We start from the raw sequence: 20,499 nt of genomic DNA on the forward strand, positions 1-20,499 counted from the left end.
GTGAGAGTAGGACGTCGCCAGGCAAATTGAAAACAACCCGGAAGGGTTGTTTTTTTTGTGTTTTCATGAGAAGTTTGCAATAAAGCGAATCTTGTTGGACATACGGTCCGCTATTTAGCGTAAAACGACCTTATTTTGAACTTTTGCGGACATAGAATCCGTTATTCGTAATCTTTAAGGCAAACAAGATACCTTTTTGGGGAAATAACGGAACTTGTGTCCACAAAGGTACGAAAAAATAAAGCCCCTTATATTAAGAAATTCTTAAGAATCTTTATCCATTTATTTGTATAGGTTTCATAGTGTTTTTTGGTACAATAAAAAATGTAATGATTTTAGAGCAAGCATTACTAGTTGCATAATTTTATGGAGGTACAAAGTGCAAAATTGGATTACAGATATAATGGAGCAATTTGGTTATTTTGGTGTTTTTTTAATGATTGCGTTAGAAAATGTTTTTCCGCCAATTCCTTCTGAGGTTATTTTGACATTTGGTGGATTTATGACAACATATACGAAATTAACAGTAGTGGGTGTCATTATAGCCGCAACATTGGGTTCGGTGGTTGGAGCTGTGATCTTATATGGAATTGGGTATCTATTAAATGTAGATAAGTTAGAGAAAATTATTGACCGCTGGGGACATATTTTACGAGTGACAAAAGAAGATATTCGTAAAGCGGATGCTTGGTTTGATAAATATGGATATTGGACGGTTCTATTTTGCCGGATGATTCCGTTAATTCGAAGCTTGATTTCGATTCCTGCTGGAATGTCACAAATGAAATTTCCTTTGTTTTTGCTATTTACGACGATAGGGACGTTAATTTGGAATATCATTTTGGTACTGGTTGGTGCGGCTGTAGGAGAAAATTGGGAAGATATTGTAAACTTTATGGACGTTTATTCTAATATTTCTTATGCAGTAATTGCAGTGGGTATCATTTTATTTATTGTTTGGTTTATTCGTAAAAAGAGAAAAGTTTAAAGGAGAATTTAATACTGATGGATTTATTAATGATAATTAAAGCTATTATTTTAGGGCTAGTTGAGGGGATAACTGAATTTGCACCTGTATCTTCAACAGGTCACATGATTATTGTCGATGATATGTGGCTCCAAACGAAAGAAATGTTGGGTTCTATGTATGTCGCAAATACTTTTAAGGTCGTTATTCAACTTGGTTCGATATTGGCGGTAGTGATTGTATTCTTTGACCGATTTCTTGAAATGTTTGGTCTAAAAAGAAAAGTTAAAAATGTGGATGGTCATACTCAAGGGTCACTTAAACTTACAACAGTTATTGTTGGATTGATACCTGCTGGACTGTTAGGCGTTCTGACTGAAGATTACATTGATGAATATTTATTTTCGACGAAGACAGTGTTAGTTGGATTAGTACTTGGTGCGATTCTAATGATTATCGCAGACTATTTTAGTGGCAAGAGAAAGGGCCCGAAAGTGGAAACAGTTGATCAAATTACCTATAAACAAGCGTTTACGGTTGGACTGATTCAATGCTTTTCGTTATGGCCAGGATTTTCCCGTTCTGGCTCGACGATTTCAGGTGGGGTACTAATTGGTTTAAGTCACCGTGCTGCTGCTGATTTTACCTTCATTATGGCCGTTCCAATTATGGCGGGAGCAAGTTTGATTTCATTAGTGAAAAACTGGGAGTACTTCACAATGGATGCTTTACCATTTTTTATTGCTGGATTTATCAGTGCCTTTGTTTTTGCTTTGATTTCCATCCGTTTTTTCTTGAAACTAATTAATAAAATCAAGCTAGTGCCATTTGCGATTTACCGGATTGTATTAGCAGCCATTATCTTTTTTGTTTATTTCTAATATAGAAACTATGTTTGGAGCAGCAAAAGTTGCTTTAGACATAGTTTTTTTTGTTAAAATGAAAGAAATATGAAAAATATGGCAGGGTGCGTTGATATGATGATTTTACTAGTGGAGGATGATCGAACAATTGCTACGGGACTTGAGTATTCCCTACAGCAGGAGGGGTATCAAACGATTCTTTGTGTAAATGTTGAATCGGCAAAAAATGTACTATTAAATAAATTAGATGAAATTGAATTATGTTTGTTTGATTTATCGTTGCCTGACGGAAGTGGTTATGATTTATGTTCGCTTGTTAAAGAGCGCTCTGATAAGCCTGTCATCTTTCTAACTGCCTTCGATGATGAAGTAAATGTCGTGTTGGGGCTAGATATGGGTGCAGATGATTATATTACGAAGCCGTTTCGAATTCGTGAACTAATGTCGAGAATAAAATCTGTTCTTCGCAGGTACGATAAGCAAAGCCAGTCCAAATCTGTCATCGTAATTGATAATATTAAAATCAATACCTTAGAAGGGAAAATCTATAAAAATGGTGTGGAGGTCACTGTGACAGCCTTGGAGTACCGATTATTTCTGATATTTGCCAATCATATTGGACAAGTTTTAACAAGGAGCCAATTATTAGAGCGAATTTGGGATGTAGCCGGGGATTTTGTAAATGATAACACATTAACTGTCTATATTAAGAGATTAAGAGAAAAACTCGAAGATAACCCACAAAATCCAACCATCATCAAAACAATCCGTGGATTAGGGTATAAGGTGGGTGATTAGGCTGTTTCGAAACGGAGAAATTCGCGTATATCTTTTAATCTTAGGAATCATAAGTGTTATAGCTTTTATGTCTGGGGCCTATCTTTTTTCAATAAAAGCAGGGTTACTAATCCTAATAACAGCAGCTTTATTGATTAGCTGTAGCCTGCTATTCACTGCATGGCGCTACCGCGAAATTGAAAACCTGTCTAAATACCTAAGGCGTATCGCTAACGGCGATTACTCCTTAGATGTCCGCGACAACCATGAAGGAGAGCTAAGTATTTTAAAAAGCGAAATTTATAAAGTCAATCTGATGCTTTCTGAACATGGTACTTTACTAAAAGAGGATAAAAAGAAGTTAACGAACGCGATTTCTGATATTTCGCATCAAATCAAAACACCGCTGACTTCCATGCTGATGATGGCTGATTTGTTAAGTGATGCGAACCTAAATGAAACCAAAAGACAGGAGTTTACTCACAGTATTCGGGTTCAATTAGAAAGAATGGAATGGCTTGTGTCTTCTTTATTAAAGCTTTCGAAAATTGATGCTGGTACCATTTCATTTAAAAAAGATCAGGTATTTGTTCAGCAATTGCTAAATAAAGCAATCGAAACGGTGCTCATTCCAATGGACATTAAGCAACAATCGTTCCTCATCCAAGGCGAAATGGATGTCTCATTCCAAGGTGATTTGAAGTGGACAACCGAAGCTATTATCAATATTCTTAAAAATTGCGTCGAACATACCCCTGAAGGTGGAGAAATCGTCGTATCTTTTTCGGATAACCCTTTGTATACTTCGATTATCATTGAGGACAATGGAAAAGGAATCAGTAAAAAAGATCTTCCTTACATTTTCAAGCGTTTTTATAAAGGGGAAAATGCCGGAGAGGATAGCGTAGGAATTGGTTTAGCAATGGCAAATAGCATTGTCACAGCTCAGAGCGGATATATTGAAGTAAGTAGTGAAATAGGTATGGGAACTAGGTTTCACATTAAATTTTATAAACGAATTATCTAATTTTAGTTGAGTGACTAAATTGTCACTTAACAGTCACCCTATAGTCATTTTAGGCAGATATACTGAAGGCATCATCATATGGAGGTTTATTTTATGAACATATTAGAAATTAAAAATCTGTCTAAAATCTATGGCAAGGGAGATACCGCTGTTAAAGCATTAGATGATATCTCATTTTCTGTTAAAAAGGGCGAGTTTTTGGTCATTATCGGGCCATCGGGTTCAGGTAAGTCGACGTTATTGCATTTGCTCGGTGGAGTTGACCGGCCAACAAGTGGGCAGGTTTTGGTCGACAGCACCGATATGTACAAGCTAAATGAAACGCAATTAGCGATCTTTAGACGTCGGCAGATTGGGTTGATTTATCAATTTTATAATCTAATCCCGATTTTGACAGTTGAAGAAAATATCACCCTTCCGATGCTTTTAGATCAGCATAAGGTCGATAAAAAGCACTTAGAGAAGATTGTTCAGATTTTAGGCTTGCAAAACCGACTGAATCATTTACCCAATCAGCTATCCGGTGGCCAACAGCAACGCGTTTCGATAGGAAGGGCGTTAATAAGCAATCCCGCGATTATTCTTGCCGATGAGCCGACCGGAAATCTTGATAGTCAAAATAGTAGCGAAATCATGGAATTACTGAAAATGTTTAATAAAACCTATAATCAGACATTAATTGTGATTACTCATGATGAACGGATTGCCTTACAAGCTGACCGAATTATTGCCATTGAAGATGGTAGGCTTGTAAGGGACGAGGTGATTCGTCTATGAATATCATGAACAAAGTAACCATCAGGCATATGCGGGAGAATAAAAGAAGAACACTAGTTACCATTATTGGTGTCATTATTTCGGTTGCCATGGTGACAGCCGTAGCGACATTGGGAGTTTCTTTTTTGGATTTGATGAAAAGGCAAACGATTGCCAATTATGGAGAATGGCATGTTCAATATAAAAATGTCAATAAAGATCAAATCGATGCGATTAAAAACGATGAGGCTACAAAGAAAATCATTCTTGCTAATGACCGGGGATATGCCAAACTAGAAGGGTTACCAGAAAATAGACCCTATCTTTTTATCAAGGAATATAATCAGGCCGGTCTAACAAGTTTTCCAATTACATTAACAAAAGGGCGACTGCCAAAGAATCCTAATGAAATCTTGGTATCTGAGGAAATTCTTCGTGTTACCCAAAAGGACTATCAGCTTGGTGGGCAATTAAACTTAGAAATCGGTAATCGTTATTTGAATGGGACAGATATTAAAACGGTACTGACCCAAAATGAACCTTTGCAAAGAGAAAATGGTCAGATAACAGAAACATTTAGGATTGAAGATAAAAAAACCTTTACGATTGTTGGTTTTATCAAAATGCCAAGTTGGGAGCCGCCTTGGTCTCCGGGATATACAATCGTAGGTTTTGTTGATCAAAGTCATCATTCGCCCGATAATCGTATGGATGCGGTTGTTGTGTTGAAGAAGGTGGATCAATCCTTATATGATCATGCAGATAACCTAGTTGCTCAAAATAGGATTGAGATGGTTAAGTTTAATAGCGAGTTGCTTCGGTATTATGGAGTGACCAATAATGATGGTTTAAGAAAAACACTTTTCTCATTAACAGCCATCATTATGACCGTTATCATTATTGGTTCGGTGGCATTGATTTACAATGCGTTTGCAATTAGTGTTTCGGAGCGTGCGAGGCATTTAGGGATGCTTGCCAGTGTGGGGGCAACAAAGATGCAAAAGCGTAACTCTGTCTTTTTTGAAGGGATGATCGTTGGTGCAATAAGCATACCGATCGGAATTGCCGCTGGTCTTATCGGTATAGGGGTTACCTTTATATTTATCAATCATTATATCGGAGGAGCTTTGGGCGCTTTTGGAACATCAGAAAGATTAGAGGTTATCGTTACACCTTATTCGATTATTGTTTCCAGTATTGTTTCTGTCGTGACCATCTTTATTTCTACGTTTATCCCTGCAAGAAAGGCATCAAAAATCTCTGCAATTGATGCGATACGGCAAACGCAGGATGTAAAGCTTTCTGGTAAGGCTGTTAAGACATCTAAGCTAATTCGTAAATTATTTGGAATTGAAGCAGAAATCGGTTTGAAAAATTTGAAAAGACATCGGAAACGCTACCAAGCAACCGTCTTTTCACTGATTATTAGTATTGTCCTATTTTTATCGGTGTCGTTTTTTACGTCTAATTTGAAAAAATCGCTAGAAATGTCTCAAGACGGAATCAATTATGATATAAGGATATATTCGGATGGCGATATTAATGAGGATTTATATCGTGAGGTTGCTGATTTAGAGACTGTATCCGAGGTTAGTTTAAATAGAAGGGTTTATTTAAATACTTGGATAGAGGAATCTCTAGTTCCTGAGAAGTACAAAGAAGAGGTAAGAAAACAACAAATTTCCTTAAAAGAAGGAAGATACCCTTTTAATATTTTCTTCATGGTTCTAGATGATAGCAGTTTTAAAAAATATGCGAAGCAAATAGGTGCTGACTTTGATAACCTTAGTACAAGTGAACCAGCCGCAATTGTAATTGATCAAATCAAATATCAAGAATATGATTCCCGTAAATTTATAGAAACGAAAACGATTCATGCAAAACCAGGCCAATCGATTGATTTATATACGATAGATTCAGAAACTAGCGATGATCTATTAGTTGGTAAAATGAAAATAGGGTACTTAACGAAACAAATTCCATTAGGGGATTTCCAATCTGCTCCTGGCGTATTAATGATGATTATCCCCAATTCCTTGTTGAATTCATTACCAGTGTTGCAGAAGCAAGATAAAATGTGGAACGAAGCATTATATTTAAAAAGCTTTGATCCGATGAAGACGCAGGAAAAATTAGAGGCGATGAATAATCCCTATATTAGTGTGAACAATTTACATCAAGAAAAGCAAAATGAAGAGCAGTTGATTATGTTGATGTCAGTATTTACCTATGGTTTTATCGTTTTGATTTCTTTAATATCAGTAGCCAATATCTTTAACACCATTTCTACAAGTATATCGCTTCGAAAGCGTGAATTTGCGATGCTACGGTCGATTGGTATGACACCAAAAGGCTTTAACAAAATGATTCATTATGAAAGTATTTTCTATGGATTAAAGGCCCTTCTATATGGGTTACCTTTAAGTTTCGGTGTTATGTTATTAATCTATCGGTCGATAGGGGGAACATTTGAATATGGATTTACATTACCTTGGCTCAGTATCGTATATGTAATAGTAGCCATCTTTTTTATCGTAGCTTCTGCAATGATCTATTCGAGTTCAAAGGTGAAAAAAGAGAATATCATCGATGCATTGCGGCAAGAAAGTATATAGATTCTTAAATCGGAGGGGCGTAAAATGTCAAAACCTATCATTTACTGGTCATTGTTAAATTTCGATAAGTGGAAGCTGTATGTGGCGGCAACCGAAAAGGGAATATGCTTCATTGGCTCCTTGAATCATCCATTCGACGAGGTCGTAACTTGGGTTAAGAAACATTTTCCAAGTGGCGAGTTGGTTCAGGATGATGAAAAATTGCAGCCATATTTAGGAGAACTTTTAGAATATTTTCAAGGCCGGCGAAAGGAGTTTCATGCCCCTTCCGATTTACGTGGAACCCCATTTCAACAAGCCGTTTGGCAAGCATTATGTGAGATTCCTTATGGGGGCATTCAAACCTATTCCGATATTGCGAATCGAATTGAAAAGCCAAGTGCTGTGCGGGCTGTTGGCGCGGCAATTGGGGCAAATCCAGTCTTAATATCAGTACCATGTCATCGGGTCATTGGGAAAAATGGCAAGCTGACGGGGTTTCGTGGTGGATTAGATATGAAAGAAATGCTTTTGGAATTAGAAAAGGCTCATGAAAACTGAGTTTTTTTATAAAAGTCCTAAGTCCCTTTTGAATAAAGGAACAGGTTACTTAGAAGGATATACGCATTCTTTGAACCCGTATTCGGGATGTTCGTTTGCGTGCTCCTATTGTTATGTTCGAAGGATGCCAGTCGCTCTATTTCGCGGGAATGAATGGGGGACTTGGGTTGATGTGAAGAATGGTGCTGCGGAGTTGCTTGAAAAGGAATTGAAGCGAGTCAAAGCCAAAGGTAAGGTTACTATCTTCATGTCATCGAGTACAGATCCATATCAGCCGATTGAATCAAAAGAAGAAATAACACGATCCATATTAAAGGTAATAGTAGATAACCCACCCGATTTTTTATTGGTTCAGACAAGAAGCCCTTTGGTTAGTAGGGATATCGATTTGTTACTGGCATTAGGGAATCAGGTTCGTGTAAGCATGACAATTGAAACGGACCGAGAGGATATTCGAAAAGAATTTACCCCTGCGGCCCCACCGGTTCAGGCAAGGTTAAAAACCTTGCAATTATTAAAAGAAGCAGGTGTCCCGACACAGGCTACGATTGCTCCCATTTTACCTAGTAGTGAGGACTTTCCGGAAATGCTTGCCGAACTGGTTAATCGGGTATGCATCGATGACTACTTTATGGGTGACGGTAGTGGGGGCAAACGGACAAAGACTCTTGGAGTAGAATCTATCTATAAGAGATTAGGGGCGGTAGATTGGTATTCTGCGGATGCTTATCGTATAGTAGAAGAAAGACTTCGAAAACAATTTGCGGACGACCAAATCTATATTAGCCAAACTGGCTTTTTACCTTAAGGAGATTTTATCTGATGACAGAAAAGGAAAAAATGTTAGCTGGTGAAATGTATGATCCAGCCGACCCTACTTTACTAGAAGATCGAATGAACGCCAGAAGACTGACTAGATTGTATAATGCAACCTTAGAAACGGAAGAACATAAACGAAGTGAACAGTTGAAAGAGCTCTTTGGTTCTACTGGTGAAAAAATTTACATTGAACCAAATTTCCGTTGTGATTATGGCTATAACATTCATGTTGGTGAAAATTTTTACGCCAATTTTGACTGCGTCTTTTTAGATGTTTGTGAAATTCGCATTGGGGATAATTGCTTTATCGCTCCTGGGGTTCACATCTATACGGCTACCCATCCGGTCCATCCTTTAGAAAGGATTTCCGGGATCGAATACGGTAAACCAGTTAAAATCGGTGATAATGTTTGGATTGGTGGAAGATCCGTGATTAATCCGGGGATAACGATTGGTAATAATATTGTGATTGCTTCGGGTGCCGTGGTGACAAAAGATGTCCCAGACAATGTTGTAGTTGGCGGGAATCCGGCGAAAATGATTAAACATATAGAAATATAATAAAAAGGAAGAACACATCTTGTTCCAATAGTGTGTTCTTCCTTTTTTTACATTTCTTGAGGTGCTTCAATTCCAAGCAATCTTAACGATTCTTGAAGGACTACAGTAAGGCCATAGACAAGGGCTAATCGTGACTGTTTTTCTGCATCCTCTTCTAATATTCGTACCACACCGTAATACTGGTTAAAGGCTCTAGCTAGCTCAATCGCATACTTAGCAATGTGTGATGGATCGTATTTTATTAAAGACGATTCGATCACATCTGAGAAGTCCTTTAGAAGCGACACGATCTCCCAATGATGTGGGTCAGCGAAATTAATTTCTGATTTGCTGATTCCATTCCAATTTCCTTTACGTAAAATCGACCACGCCCGTGCATGAGTATATTGAATGTACGGACCGGTTTCCCCTTCGAATCGAAGCATATCTTCAAGAGAGAATTCAATGTCATTCATGCGGAAATTTTTCAGGTCGTGGAAAATAACGGCCCCAACACCAACCTGTTTAGCAACCACGTCTTTATTAGCTAGGTTTGGATTCTTTTCTTCAATGTTTTTCGTTGCCAGTGAAATGGATTCCGCCAATACTTCCTCCAATAAAATGACTTTCCCTTTACGAGTCGACATTTTTTTACCGTCTTTAAGCATCATCCCGAATGGAATATGGACAAGCTGATCCGCCCAATCGTAGTTCATTTTCCGTAACACGCCTTTTAGTTGTTTAAAATGGAGACTTTGCTCGTTTCCAACAACATATAAGGCTTGGGAGAAATGGTAATTATTTTTTCGGTAATAGGCAGCGGCCAAGTCACGAGTTGCATAAAGCGTTGCCCCATCGGATTTTTTGATTAGGCAAGGCGGTAGATTTTCATCGTCAAGCTCGACGACCATTGCATTGTCCGATTCTACAAGAAGGCCTTGTTTTTCGAGTAACTCGACGATGATGTCCATTTTATCATTGTAAAAAGCTTCGCCGGCAAACGAGTCGAAATCGACCTGAAGCAGCTTATAGATTTTTGAGAATTCCTGCAGCGACTCATCGCGGAACCAGCTCCAGAGTTTGTGTGCTTCCTCATCGCCATCCTCTAGCCGCTTAAACCAGGCGCGACCTTCATCTTCTAAGGTTGGATCCTTTTCAGCTTCTTCATGGAAGTGGATATATAGGGCAAGCAGTTCCTTAATCGGATTGCTTGTTACTTTTTGCTCGTCACCCCATTTTTTATAAGCGGTTATTAATTTTCCAAACTGAGTGCCCCAATCACCAAGATGATTGATTTTTACCGTTTCGTAACCGCACTTTTGATAAATCGTTGCTAATGCATTTCCGATCACAGTTGAACGTAAGTGACCCATTGAAAACGGCTTAGCAATATTTGGTGAAGACATATCAATCGTGACAACCTTGTTTTCACCGATGTTGGATGATCCGTAGTTTTGTTGTTGGTCTACGATAGTGCTAAGCACTTGCCCAGTAACAGTCTGTTTGTTAAGAAAAACATTCACATAACCGCCAACTGCTTCTGCTTTTTCAATGAGCGGTGAGGAGATTTCCTCACTGATTTGTTTTGCGATAAGCGGCGGTGCTTGTTTGCGCGTTTTGGCCAGCTGGAAGCATGGGAAGGCATAGTCTCCGAATGTTGAGTTTTTGGGCTTTTCGATAAGTTGCTCGATGGTGGCAAGGTCAAGCTCTTGTTGTAGAATTTGATGAAGTGCATAGGCAAATTCTGCTGCGTAATTCATTTTGTTTTCCTCCTTAAAGTGTGATATTTTGGGCAGTTGGTTTTGACTGAAAAAGTTGGGCATATATTTTAAAAGTTGGAAATAAGTGCTCAAAGTTGGGCATATATTTTAAAAGTTGGAAATAAGTGCTCAAAAGTTGGGCATATATTTTAAAAGTTGGAAATAAGTGTTCGAAAGTTGGGCATATACTTTAAAAGTTGGAAATATATCTTCAAAGTCGGGCATATGTCATGAAAGTTGGACATAAAATTTCAATTGATTTCACCATTTTGCTCGAAAATTAATACTTTTGCTAAAAATGAGCTTGTTTTTACTAAAAATCGTCATATTTCGCGAAGAAATATCAGATATCTCACACAAATTCCCCAAAATAAAAAACTCCCGTCTCTAAAAAAGAGACGAGAGTTATCAAATCCCGCGGTACCACTCTAATTGTTCCTAAAAAAAGGAACCTGCTTACTAGATAACGAGGTTTTTCCCCGGCCATCCCTACTAAAATGTTCAGGAAAGCATCTCCAAAGTGCGCTTCATTATTTGAAAATCGTACTAGGCTTCCACCGTCCCCAGCTCGCTTTCACGTCCAAATAACTACTCTCTTTGTCATTGATTTTTGATAATTAATTTTATTTATTATATCTCATTCCTATAATCTTGCCAACAATTGTTATTTTAAACAATTTAGCAAATATTAAAAAGAGGGCTGGCCGAAAACCAGAGAAAGTTCTCTCTGGTTATCGATTTGTTTCTTTCTTTATATTGCTGGGTTTAGGACGTTCGGCTCCAGCAAATCCATAAGAATCGTCGAGTCCCATTATTCCCTTGTCAGTTCCTGCATCAGCATTAATATTGGATTTTGGTAATTGAGAGAGCTCTTTCCCGCGTGGCATACGATCACCTCCATATGCTTTAAGGTGTGCTATTATGGTTCTATTAACTCAAAAAATGTGAGGTTTCCAAATGGGTAAAAACAAAATGCAATTTGAGGTTGAAGAAAATGAAAGTATCGCCGATTGTTTAGAGCGGATGAAGAAAGCCGGTTATATGCCAATTCGTCGAACAGAAAAGCCGATTTTTCAGGAAGTGAAAAACGGTAATGAAACAAGTTATCAGCCAATTGGGCGGCAAATTGTTTTTGAAGCTAAATTAATCGACTGAAAACACGAACATTGATTATTTGGTGGAATGTAATGTTCGAGTTTTTAGTTGACACATAAGTGTCAGAATTGGTAAGATAAAAGCGTTGGAATGAATCAATTATCTTTACCCTTATATATATCTGGGGATATGGCCCGGAAGTTTCTACCCAATTACCGTAAAGAATTGGACTATAAGGGAAAGTCAATATGTTCGGTAGCTTAAGGGCAAGCCCTTAATTTGACGTGATAAAAACTTCTAGCCCGGGCAAATGGCTTTCTCTTTTTGAGAGATAGCTATTTGTTCCGGGTATTTTTATTGGGAGGAAATGATAGGATGACAAATAAAGTCGGCGTGATTATGGGCAGTAAGTCAGATTGGGAAACGATGCGCCATGCGTGTGATGTTTTAGATCAGCTTGAGGTCCCTTATGAAAAAAAGGTCGTTTCGGCTCATCGAACACCTGATTTAATGTTTACCTATGCAGAGCAGGCTCGTGAAAGAGGCATTAAAGTCATTATCGCTGGAGCAGGCGGGGCCGCGCATCTTCCAGGTATGGTCGCAGCCAAAACAACGCTTCCTGTCATCGGTGTGCCGGTGCAATCTAAGGCACTAAACGGTTTGGATTCATTGTTATCCATTGTGCAAATGCCTGGTGGAGTGCCAGTGGCAACGGTGGCAATTGGTAAAGCGGGTGCAACGAACGCAGGTCTCTTGGCGGCCCAAATTTTAGCGATTGAAGATTTAGAGCTTGCTAGAAAGCTTGATAATAAACGTGAAACAACGAAAAAAGAAGTTCTCGAAAGTAGTGATGAGCTTGTCTAAAGTAATTTTACCCGGATCAACAATTGGGATAATTGGCGGCGGTCAGCTTGGACGGATGATGGCACTTGCTGCAAAGGCACAAGGATTTCGCATAGCCGTGTTGGAACCTAGCGCTGATTCACCATGTGGACAGGTGGCCGATTATGAAATAATTGGAGCCTATAATGATCGCAAGGCAATTAGTCGATTAGCCGAAGTTAGTGACGTAATCACATATGAATTTGAAAATATTGATGCAGGTACATTGGAGTGGATTTGTGAGCAGGCATACGTTCCGCAAGGGCCAAAGTTGTTAGCCGTTACACAGGATCGGATAAAGGAAAAAGCCGCTATTCGTCGTGCTGGTGTGGAGGTCGCAACTTATGAGGTTATTGAAACATTGGAAGACTTGGTATGGAAAATAAAAAGAATCGGCTTTCCAGCCGTGATAAAAACGTCAAGAGGCGGTTATGACGGAAAAGGACAATTAGTCATTCGTGGAACAAATGATTTAGCTGCTGGTGAGCCTCTATTAGCACATGGACCATGTGTGTTGGAGCAATGGATTCCTTTTGAAAAAGAGATTTCCGTGATTGTAACGCGAAAGCTAGATGGGGAAACAGCGTTTTTCCCGGTCGCGGAAAATATCCATGTTGAAAATATCCTGCATCAAACCATTGTCCCAGCGAGAATTTCTGATGAAGTTCAAGCAGAGGCTATAATGAAGGCGAAACAAATAGCAGATTCACTCGGTTTAGTCGGAACGCTAGCGGTTGAGATGTTTGTCACGGATCAAGGAGAAATTTATATCAACGAGTTAGCCCCACGGCCACATAACTCCGGCCATTACACCATTGAGGCATGTGAAACCTCGCAATTTGAACAGCATATTCGCGCTATCTGCAACTGGCCGTTGGCAAGTACTAAGCTATTAAAACCAGCCGTTATGGTCAACCTATTAGGAGAACATCTAGACGGCTTAATGAGTGAACTTCCGAACTCGGTTGACTGGAAAATTCATCTCTACGGCAAAAAGGAGCCAAAAACCAAACGAAAGATGGGCCACATCACCCTACTAAGAAACACCACAACAGAAGCCCTAAACGAAATACAAAAAAGCAAAATTTGGACAAAATAACAATACTTTAACACTTTAAAGCAAGTGGGGACAGTCCCCACACACATTAACGCGTTAAAGCAAGTGGGGACTGTCCCCCATCGCTTTAATGTACTAAAGTAATTGGAGGATTTTACTATGATTGATCGTTATACTCGCCCGGAGATGGGTGCGATTTGGACGGAGGAGAATCGCTTTCAGGCTTGGCTTGAGGTAGAGATTTTGGCTTGTGAGGCTTGGGCGGAGCTAGGTGTGATCCCGAAGCAGGATGTTGCGAAGCTACGCGAACAGGCTAGCTTTGACATCAATCGGATTAAAGAAATTGAAGAGGAAACTCGCCATGATGTCGTCGCCTTCACACGCGCCGTATCGGAAACGCTCGGTGAAGAAAAGAAATGGGTACATTACGGATTAACGTCTACAGATGTGGTTGATACAGCTCTTTCATACTTAATTAAACAAGCCAACACGATCTTACGAAAAGACTTAGAAACATTTGTTGAAATCTTGAAACAAAAGGCACAAGAACATAAATATACCGTCATGATGGGGCGGACACATGGAGTTCATGCTGAGCCAACCACATTCGGCTTGAAACTTGCCCTTTGGCACGAAGAAATGAAACGTAATCTTGAACGCTTTAACGGGGCAGCTGCAGGCATTGAAGTAGGAAAGATTTCTGGTGCAGTTGGAACATATGCCAATATTGACCCGTTTGTTGAGCAATATGTATGTGAAAAGCTAGGCTTACAAGCGGCGCCAATCTCAACGCAAACATTACAACGCGACCGCCATGCTCAGTACATGTCGACAATCGCATTAATAGCAACATCAATCGAGAAATTCGCTGTCGAAGTCCGAAGCCTGCAAAAGAGTGAAACCCGTGAGGTGGAGGAATATTTCGCTAAAGGTCAAAAGGGTTCATCAGCAATGCCGCACAAACGCAACCCAATCGGTTCAGAAAACATGACTGGTATCGCCCGTGTCATTCGCGGTTACATGATGACCGCTTATGAAAACGTGCCACTTTGGCATGAACGCGATATTTCCCATTCATCGGCAGAGCGCATCATCATTCCAGATGCAACCATTGCTTTAAACTATATGCTAAACCGTTTTGGAAACATCGTAAAAAACTTAACAGTTTTCCCAGAAAACATGAAGCGCAACATGGATCGCACACTTGGACTTATATACTCCCAGCGTGTCCTGTTAGCCCTTATCGATAAAGGCTTCTCAAGAGAAGAAGCTTATGACACGGTTCAGCCGAAAGCAATGGAGGCTTGGGAAAAACAAGTTCCATTCCGTTCCTTAATTGAGGCCGATCCTACCATTACGACACAGCTTACACCTGAAGAAATGGCCGATTGCTTTGATTATAAATACCACCTACAACATGTAGATACCATTTTTGAAAGACTAGGACTTTAAACGAAAGGGGCCGCCCGTGCCCCTCGTAACCAATATAAAACCTAGGAGGCATCCCCTGTGGAAAAAGGTCAGCTACTATACGAAGGCAAGGCTAAGAAAATTTATACGACAAACGACGAATCACTTGTTTGGGTCGAATACAAGGACTCCGCCACTGCTTTTAACGGAGAGAAGAAAGCTGAAATCACCGGCAAAGGTCGTTTAAATAACGAGATTACTAGTTTACTATTTTCAAAGCTTCAAACCTGCGGAATCCAATCACATTTTGTAAAAAAAATCTCATCAACTGAACAATTAGTGAAAAAGGTTCAAATTATTCCATTAGAAACGGTTGTCCGTAATATCGTGGCAGGCAGTCTAGCTAAAAGAACTGGTCTTCCAGAGGGGCAAAAGCTACGCCAAACATTAGTCGAATTTTACTATAAAAATGATGTACTTGGGGACCCCTTGTTTACCGAGGATCACATCTTCGAACTGCAACTGGCTACCAAGGAACAAATTGAAATTTTAAAACAAAAGGCCCTGCAAGTAAACGAAGTCCTATCCGAACTGTTCAAAGAATTAGAGATTACCTTAGTAGACTTCAAGTTAGAATTCGGAATTAATGAAAACGGCGAAATTTTGCTAGCGGATGAAATTTCACCTGATACTTGCCGCCTATGGGATGCCCATACAAACGAAAAACTTGATAAAGATGTATTCCGTCGCAATTTAGGCTCATTAACAGATGCTTATGAAAAAATCTTAGCGAAATTAGGGGGAGCAGCACATGTTTAAAGTAAAGGTATATGTCACGTTAAGAGAAAGTGTATTAGACCCACAAGGAGTTGCCGTGAAAAATGCGCTTCACACCTTAAATTTCTCAGAAATCGCCGATGTTCGCATTGGGAAGTACCTTGAGCTAACAATCGAAAAATCAGACAGACCAGTCGAAGAAGTCGTGAAAGAAGCATGCGAAAAACTTCTAGCTAACACAGTCATTGAAGATTTCCGATTTGAAATTGAGGAGTGTGTTGCACTGTGAAATTCGCGGTGATCGTGTTTCCAGGCTCAAACTGTGATGTCGATATGTACCATGCGATTAAAGATGAGCTTGGCGAGGAAGTGGAATATGTATGGCATGACCAGGACAGCTTAGAAGGATTTGATGGAATCCTTTTACCAGGCGGCTTTTCTTATGGTGACTACCTGCGCTGCGGAGCAATTGCTCGGTTTAGCAATGTGATGAAGGAAATTATTAAAGCAGCGGAAGCGGGTAAACCGATTCTTGGCGTGTGTAATGGATTTCAGATTTTACTCGAAGCGGGACTTTTACCTGGTGCGATGCGCCGTAACGAAAGCTTAAAGTTTATCTGTAAGCCGGTGGAATTGAGGGTCGAAACGAACGAAACGATGTTCACAAGCGCTTATAGCCAAGGTGAAGTCATCACTGTTCCAATCGCACATGGTGAAGGCAACTACTATTGTGATGAAGAAACCTTAGCTACCCTAAAAGCGAATAACCAAATCGTTTTCACCTATGAAGATGTTAATCCAAACGGAAGTATCGAAAATATTGCCGGAATTACTAACGAAAAAGGAAATGTCCTTGGTATGATGCCGCACCCGGAAAGAGCGGTCGATTCACTGCTTGGCGGTGCCGATGGACTGAAACTTTTCCAATCAATCGTAAGAAGCTGGAGGGAAGCACATGTCGTTAAAGCTTGAGCCAACTGTAGAACAAATCAAACAGGATAAACTTTACCGCGAAATGGGTATTTCTGATGAAGAATTTGCGATGGTTGAAATAATCCTTGGCCGCTTACCGAACTACACAGAAACCGGACTTTTTTCCGTCATGTGGTCGGAGCATTGTAGTTACAAGAACTCCAAGCCAGTCTTAAGAAGATTCCCAACAAAAGGCGAACGCGTTCTCCAAGGTCCTGGTGAAGGTGCCGGAATCGTCGATATCGGTGATAACCAGGCTGTAGTATTTAAAATCGAAAGCCATAATCACCCATCTGCCATTGAGCCTTACCAAGGGGCAGCTACCGGTGTCGGTGGAATCATTCGCGATGTATTTTCGATGGGGGCTCGCCCGATTGCCCTATTAAACTCGTTACGTTTTGGTGAATTAACGTCACCGCGCGTGAAATATTTATTTGAAGAAGTTGTCGCTGGTATCGCTGGCTACGGAAATTGTATCGGGATTCCAACAGTTGGTGGAGAAGTGCAATTTGATTCATCCTATGAAGGCAATCCACTTGTCAATGCCATGTGTGTTGGTTTAATTAACCACGAAGATATTAAAAAAGGTCAAGCGCACGGTGTCGGCAATACGGTTATGTATGTAGGGGCAAAAACCGGACGTGACGGTATCCACGGAGCAACCTTTGCTTCAGAGGAGTTAACAGACGCTTCTGAAGAAAACCGCCCAGCGGTTCAAGTTGGCGACCCGTTCATGGAAAAACTTTTACTAGAAGCTTGCTTAGAGTTAGTAAAGTCTGACGCCTTAGTCGGAATTCAAGACATGGGTGCAGCTGGTCTAACAAGCTCTTCAGCTGAAATGGCAAGTAAGGCTGGTTCGGGTATTGAAATGAACCTAGACCTTGTGCCACAGCGTGAAACAGGAATGACCGCTTATGAAATGATGCTTTCTGAATCTCAGGAGCGTATGCTGATTGTTGTTAAGAAAGGTAGCGAGCAAGAAATCGTTGATCTATTTTCTAAATATGACTTAGAAGCAGTCGCGATTGGCCAGGTAACCGATGATAAAATGCTTCGCTTGGTACATCACGGCGAAGTAGTAGCAGAAGTGCCAGCTGATGCGTTAGCCGAGGAAGCGCCGGTTTACCATAAGCAGTCCGCGGTTCCGGCCTATTTCGAAGAATTCCAATCGATGGCAAACGATATTCCAGCGGTCGATGATTATAAGGAAACGTTATTGGCGCTTTTGCAGCAGCCAACGATTGCAAGTAAAGAGTGGGTTTACCAGCAATACGATCATATGGTGCGCACGAACACCGTTGTGTCACCAGGGTCAGATGCAGCGGTTGTCCGGATTCGCGGCACCCGTAAAGCATTAGCGATGACGACCGACTGTAATTCTCGTTATCTCTATTTAGATCCGGAAACTGGTGGGAAAATTGCTGTCGCGGAAGCAGCGCGAAACATTGTCTGCTCTGGAGCGGAACCATTGGCGATTACCGACTGCCTAAACTTTGGAAATCCGGAAAAACCAGAAATCTTCTGGCAGTTTGAAAAGGCGGTCGATGGTATGAGTGAAGCCTGCCTTGCTTTTGGAACTCCAGTAATCGGAGGAAATGTTTCGTTATACAACGAAACAAACGGAACAGCCGTTTACCCTACCCCAGTGGTAGGAATGGTCGGCTTAGTGACCGACTTAGAGCATGTAACAACGCAAAGCTTTAAACAAGCTGGCGACCTGATTTATTTAGTCGGGGAAACGAAAGATGAATTTGGCGGGAGCGAGTTGCAGAAGCTGACTTACGGTCGAATTTTCGGAAAAGCGCCTGAACTGAATGTTGAAGTGGAAGCGAATCATCAAAAGCAAGTACTTGAGGCGATTCGTCAAGGCCTCGTTCAATCAGCGCATGATTTAGCTGAGGGTGGACTGTCAGTGGCCGTTGCGGAAAGTTTATTTGGAACTAACTTGGGCGCTGATGTTCAAGTTGAAGGAAATGCCATTTCAGCTCTATTCAGCGAGTCACAATCCCGTTTTTTACTTTCTGTTAAAAAAGAACATCAAGCGCAATTTGAAAGTTTACTAGATGCAGCGAAACTAGTTGGTGAAGTTACTGACTCTGCTTCTTTAAAAATTTCTCATGGCGAAGAGACACTGATTTTATCACAAGTAGCCGAGCTTGAAAAAGCTTGGAGAGGAGCCATTCCATGCTTGCTGAAATAAAAGGATTAAATGAGGAATGTGGAGTGTTCGGGATTTGGGGTCATCCAAATGCGGCTGAAATTACTTACTATGGCTTGCATAGTCTTCAGCATCGCGGTCAAGAGGGAACCGGCATGGTTGTCACCAATGGTGAGGTGCTAAAAGGCTTAAAAGGTGAAGGACTAGTAAATGAAATCTTTACCGCAGATGCAATGAAAGATATGAAGGGAAAAGCGGCCATCGGTCATGTTCGTTATGCGACTGCCGGTGGTGGGGGCTATGAAAATGTTCAGCCCCTTTTGTTCCATTCACAAAGTGGCAGCTTAGGTCTTGCCCATAACGGTAACTTAATCAATGCAAATCCGTTAAGGCATCAACTCGAAACACAAGGCAGTATTTTTCAAACGTCCTCTGATACAGAGGTACTTGCCCATTTAATTAAACGAAGCGGCTTTACGTTAATGAAAGATCGCGTGAAAAACGCTTTAACGATGTTAAAAGGGGCTTATGCGTTTTTAATCATGACTGAAACAGAGCTCATGGTGGCGCTTGATCCACATGGTTTACGTCCGTTGTCCATTGGTCGTTTAGGTGACAGTTATGTCATCGCATCGGAAACATGTGCTTTCGATATTATTGGCGCTAAGTTTGAACGCGACGTACTGCCGGGTGAGTTACTGGTTATCAACGATGAAGGCCTTCATTCCGAAATGTACTCCTATACCACAACGAAAGCAATGTGCACGATGGAATATATTTATTTTTCCCGCCCTGATAGTAATATCAATGGCGTCAATGTCCACAAGGCTCGGAAAAATTTAGGCAAACGCCTAGCAATGGAAGTGCCAATTGAGGCGGATGTAGTAACCGGTGTACCGGATTCCAGCATTTCAGCGGCGATTGGTTATGCAGAAGCTTCAGGAATTCCTTACGAAATGGGTCTTATAAAAAATCGTTATGTCGGTCGGACGTTTATTCAGCCTTCGCAATCATTACGTGAGCAGGGGGTCAAAATGAAACTTTCTCCCGTTCGCGGCGTTGTCGAAGGAAAACGTGTCATTATGGTTGATGACTCGATTGTGCGTGGAACAACTAGTAAACGGATCGTTCGAATGTTAAAAGAAGCAGGGGCAACGGAGGTCCATGTTGTGATCAGTTCTCCACCGATTCAAAATCCTTGTTTTTATGGAATTGATACCTCGACCCGGGAAGAATTAATCGCTTCCAGCCATTCGATTGAGGAAATTCGCAAGCTAATCGAAGCGGATTCCCTTACGTTTTTATCGGCGGAGGGTATGGTTGAGGCGATTGGACGTAATGAGGAAGGCGAGACTCGCGGGCTATGTCTGGCTTGTTTTACCGGAAAGTACCCAACGGAGATTTATCCAGATATGCTGCAAGGTTCAGGTTCAGGAAAATGTTAATGGGGTTGGCCGTGCCAGCCCTTTTTTTGAGATAAAAGG

Annotated in this window: 20 protein-coding genes, 1 riboswitch and 1 other annotated feature; of the genes, 18 read left to right on the forward strand and 2 right to left on the reverse strand. The window is 40.7% G+C overall.

Annotated elements, in window-relative coordinates:
• Positions 1–379: 379 nt before the first annotated feature.
• The 9 genes from ACX9YW_RS21120 to ACX9YW_RS21160 all read left to right on the forward strand — a co-directional run bounded on the left by ACX9YW_RS21120 (position 380) and on the right by ACX9YW_RS21160 (position 8,925).
• Complete coding sequence (locus ACX9YW_RS21120; protein ID WP_460350283.1) at positions 380–988, forward strand: DedA family protein; 609 nt, start codon at positions 380–382, stop codon at positions 986–988.
• 17 nt (positions 989–1,005) lie between these two features.
• Positions 1,006–1,848 (forward strand): undecaprenyl-diphosphate phosphatase, encoded by an 843-nt coding sequence (locus ACX9YW_RS21125; protein WP_460350285.1) that lies wholly within the window; start codon positions 1,006–1,008, stop codon positions 1,846–1,848.
• A gap of 96 nt (positions 1,849–1,944) precedes the next feature.
• Complete coding sequence (locus tag ACX9YW_RS21130; protein WP_460350288.1) at positions 1,945–2,628, forward strand: response regulator transcription factor; 684 nt, start codon at positions 1,945–1,947, stop codon at positions 2,626–2,628.
• 1 nt (position 2,629) lies between these two features.
• Positions 2,630–3,634: a sensor histidine kinase gene (locus ACX9YW_RS21135; RefSeq protein ID WP_460350345.1), complete on the forward strand. Its 1,005-nt coding sequence runs from the start codon at positions 2,630–2,632 to the stop codon at positions 3,632–3,634.
• Between the two features lie 93 nt (positions 3,635–3,727).
• Entirely contained in the window at positions 3,728–4,411 is a 684-nt protein-coding gene (locus tag ACX9YW_RS21140) for an ABC transporter ATP-binding protein (RefSeq protein WP_460350291.1), read from the forward strand.
• Positions 4,408–7,005, forward strand: a complete 2,598-nt coding sequence (locus ACX9YW_RS21145) for an ABC transporter permease (RefSeq protein WP_460350293.1) — start codon at positions 4,408–4,410, stop codon at positions 7,003–7,005. Before ACX9YW_RS21140 ends, ACX9YW_RS21145 begins: the two co-directional genes overlap by 4 nt.
• A 24-nt stretch (positions 7,006–7,029) precedes the next feature.
• Positions 7,030–7,545 (forward strand): methylated-DNA--[protein]-cysteine S-methyltransferase, encoded by a 516-nt coding sequence (locus tag ACX9YW_RS21150; RefSeq protein ID WP_460350295.1) that lies wholly within the window; start codon positions 7,030–7,032, stop codon positions 7,543–7,545.
• Complete coding sequence (locus tag ACX9YW_RS21155; RefSeq protein ID WP_460350297.1) at positions 7,535–8,353, forward strand: SPL family radical SAM protein; 819 nt, start codon at positions 7,535–7,537, stop codon at positions 8,351–8,353. The genes ACX9YW_RS21150 and ACX9YW_RS21155 overlap by 11 nt, the downstream gene beginning before the upstream one ends.
• 11 nt (positions 8,354–8,364) lie before the next feature.
• Positions 8,365–8,925, forward strand: a complete 561-nt coding sequence (locus ACX9YW_RS21160; RefSeq protein WP_460350347.1) for a maltose acetyltransferase domain-containing protein — start codon at positions 8,365–8,367, stop codon at positions 8,923–8,925.
• A 47-nt stretch (positions 8,926–8,972) separates the two neighbouring features.
• Here the strand turns inward: ACX9YW_RS21160 and argS are convergent, their stop codons facing one another.
• Together argS and ACX9YW_RS21170 are read right to left on the reverse strand one after the other, a co-directional pair.
• Positions 8,973–10,664 carry an arginine--tRNA ligase gene (gene argS, locus ACX9YW_RS21165; RefSeq protein ID WP_460350299.1) on the reverse strand — a complete coding sequence of 564 codons (1,692 nt, stop codon included), beginning with the start codon at positions 10,662–10,664 and terminating at the stop codon, positions 8,973–8,975.
• 391 nt (positions 10,665–11,055) lie between these two features.
• Positions 11,056–11,277: a binding site (T-box leader), on the reverse strand.
• Between the two features lie 118 nt (positions 11,278–11,395).
• A complete protein-coding gene (locus tag ACX9YW_RS21170) occupies positions 11,396–11,551 on the reverse strand; it encodes a hypothetical protein (RefSeq protein WP_460350301.1) in 156 nt (51 codons plus the stop codon).
• Positions 11,552–11,621: 70 nt separating this feature from the next.
• Here ACX9YW_RS21170 and ACX9YW_RS21175 point away from each other — a divergent pair, with 70 nt between their 5' ends.
• The 9 genes from ACX9YW_RS21175 to purF all read left to right on the forward strand — a co-directional run bounded on the left by ACX9YW_RS21175 (position 11,622) and on the right by purF (position 20,460).
• Positions 11,622–11,819 (forward strand): NETI motif-containing protein, encoded by a 198-nt coding sequence (locus tag ACX9YW_RS21175; RefSeq protein WP_460350303.1) that lies wholly within the window; start codon positions 11,622–11,624, stop codon positions 11,817–11,819.
• A 91-nt stretch (positions 11,820–11,910) separates the two neighbouring features.
• A riboswitch (purine riboswitch) is annotated at positions 11,911–12,012 on the forward strand.
• Positions 12,013–12,134: 122 nt separating this feature from the next.
• On the forward strand, positions 12,135–12,623 hold the full coding sequence (gene purE / locus ACX9YW_RS21180; protein WP_460350305.1) for a 5-(carboxyamino)imidazole ribonucleotide mutase: 489 nt from the start codon (positions 12,135–12,137) through the stop codon (positions 12,621–12,623).
• Positions 12,610–13,740, forward strand: coding sequence for a 5-(carboxyamino)imidazole ribonucleotide synthase (gene purK / locus ACX9YW_RS21185; RefSeq protein ID WP_460350349.1), 1,131 nt, complete (start codon positions 12,610–12,612; stop codon positions 13,738–13,740). Before purE ends, purK begins: the two co-directional genes overlap by 14 nt.
• A gap of 117 nt (positions 13,741–13,857) precedes the next feature.
• On the forward strand, positions 13,858–15,150 hold the full coding sequence (purB, locus tag ACX9YW_RS21190; protein WP_460350307.1) for an adenylosuccinate lyase: 1,293 nt from the start codon (positions 13,858–13,860) through the stop codon (positions 15,148–15,150).
• A gap of 57 nt (positions 15,151–15,207) precedes the next feature.
• A complete protein-coding gene (gene purC / locus ACX9YW_RS21195) occupies positions 15,208–15,927 on the forward strand; it encodes a phosphoribosylaminoimidazolesuccinocarboxamide synthase (protein ID WP_460350309.1) in 720 nt (239 codons plus the stop codon).
• Complete coding sequence (gene purS / locus ACX9YW_RS21200; protein WP_460350311.1) at positions 15,920–16,174, forward strand: phosphoribosylformylglycinamidine synthase subunit PurS; 255 nt, start codon at positions 15,920–15,922, stop codon at positions 16,172–16,174. The genes purC and purS overlap by 8 nt, the downstream gene beginning before the upstream one ends.
• The gene (purQ, locus tag ACX9YW_RS21205) at positions 16,171–16,857 is read left to right on the forward strand and encodes a phosphoribosylformylglycinamidine synthase subunit PurQ (RefSeq protein WP_460350313.1); all 687 of its coding nucleotides are present in this window, start codon (positions 16,171–16,173) and stop codon (positions 16,855–16,857) included. Before purS ends, purQ begins: the two co-directional genes overlap by 4 nt.
• Complete coding sequence (gene purL, locus ACX9YW_RS21210) at positions 16,841–19,057, forward strand: phosphoribosylformylglycinamidine synthase subunit PurL (protein ID WP_460350315.1); 2,217 nt, start codon at positions 16,841–16,843, stop codon at positions 19,055–19,057. The genes purQ and purL overlap by 17 nt, the downstream gene beginning before the upstream one ends.
• Entirely contained in the window at positions 19,042–20,460 is a 1,419-nt protein-coding gene (gene purF, locus ACX9YW_RS21215; RefSeq protein WP_460350317.1) for an amidophosphoribosyltransferase, read from the forward strand. Before purL ends, purF begins: the two co-directional genes overlap by 16 nt.
• Positions 20,461–20,499: the final 39 nt, after the last annotated feature.

The organism is Pseudoneobacillus rhizolycopersici (assembly GCF_054786815.1).

Coding starts and splice junctions, on each gene's coding strand:
- ACX9YW_RS21125 (WP_460350285.1), top strand. CDS start 1,006: ATGGATTTATTAATGATAATTAAAGCTATTATTTTAGGGCTAGTTGAG.
- ACX9YW_RS21130 (WP_460350288.1), top strand. CDS start 1,945: ATGATGATTTTACTAGTGGAGGATGATCGAACAATTGCTACGGGACTT.
- ACX9YW_RS21140 (WP_460350291.1), top strand. CDS start 3,728: ATGAACATATTAGAAATTAAAAATCTGTCTAAAATCTATGGCAAGGGA.
- ACX9YW_RS21145 (WP_460350293.1), top strand. CDS start 4,408: ATGAATATCATGAACAAAGTAACCATCAGGCATATGCGGGAGAATAAA.
- ACX9YW_RS21150 (WP_460350295.1), top strand. CDS start 7,030: ATGTCAAAACCTATCATTTACTGGTCATTGTTAAATTTCGATAAGTGG.
- ACX9YW_RS21155 (WP_460350297.1), top strand. CDS start 7,535: ATGAAAACTGAGTTTTTTTATAAAAGTCCTAAGTCCCTTTTGAATAAA.
- argS (WP_460350299.1), bottom strand. CDS start 10,664: ATGAATTACGCAGCAGAATTTGCCTATGCACTTCATCAAATTCTACAA.
- ACX9YW_RS21170 (WP_460350301.1), bottom strand. CDS start 11,551: ATGCCACGCGGGAAAGAGCTCTCTCAATTACCAAAATCCAATATTAAT.
- ACX9YW_RS21175 (WP_460350303.1), top strand. CDS start 11,622: ATGGGTAAAAACAAAATGCAATTTGAGGTTGAAGAAAATGAAAGTATC.
- purE (WP_460350305.1), top strand. CDS start 12,135: ATGACAAATAAAGTCGGCGTGATTATGGGCAGTAAGTCAGATTGGGAA.
- purK (WP_460350349.1), top strand. CDS start 12,610: ATGAGCTTGTCTAAAGTAATTTTACCCGGATCAACAATTGGGATAATT.
- purB (WP_460350307.1), top strand. CDS start 13,858: ATGATTGATCGTTATACTCGCCCGGAGATGGGTGCGATTTGGACGGAG.
- purS (WP_460350311.1), top strand. CDS start 15,920: ATGTTTAAAGTAAAGGTATATGTCACGTTAAGAGAAAGTGTATTAGAC.
- purL (WP_460350315.1), top strand. CDS start 16,841: ATGTCGTTAAAGCTTGAGCCAACTGTAGAACAAATCAAACAGGATAAA.
- purF (WP_460350317.1), top strand. CDS start 19,042: ATGCTTGCTGAAATAAAAGGATTAAATGAGGAATGTGGAGTGTTCGGG.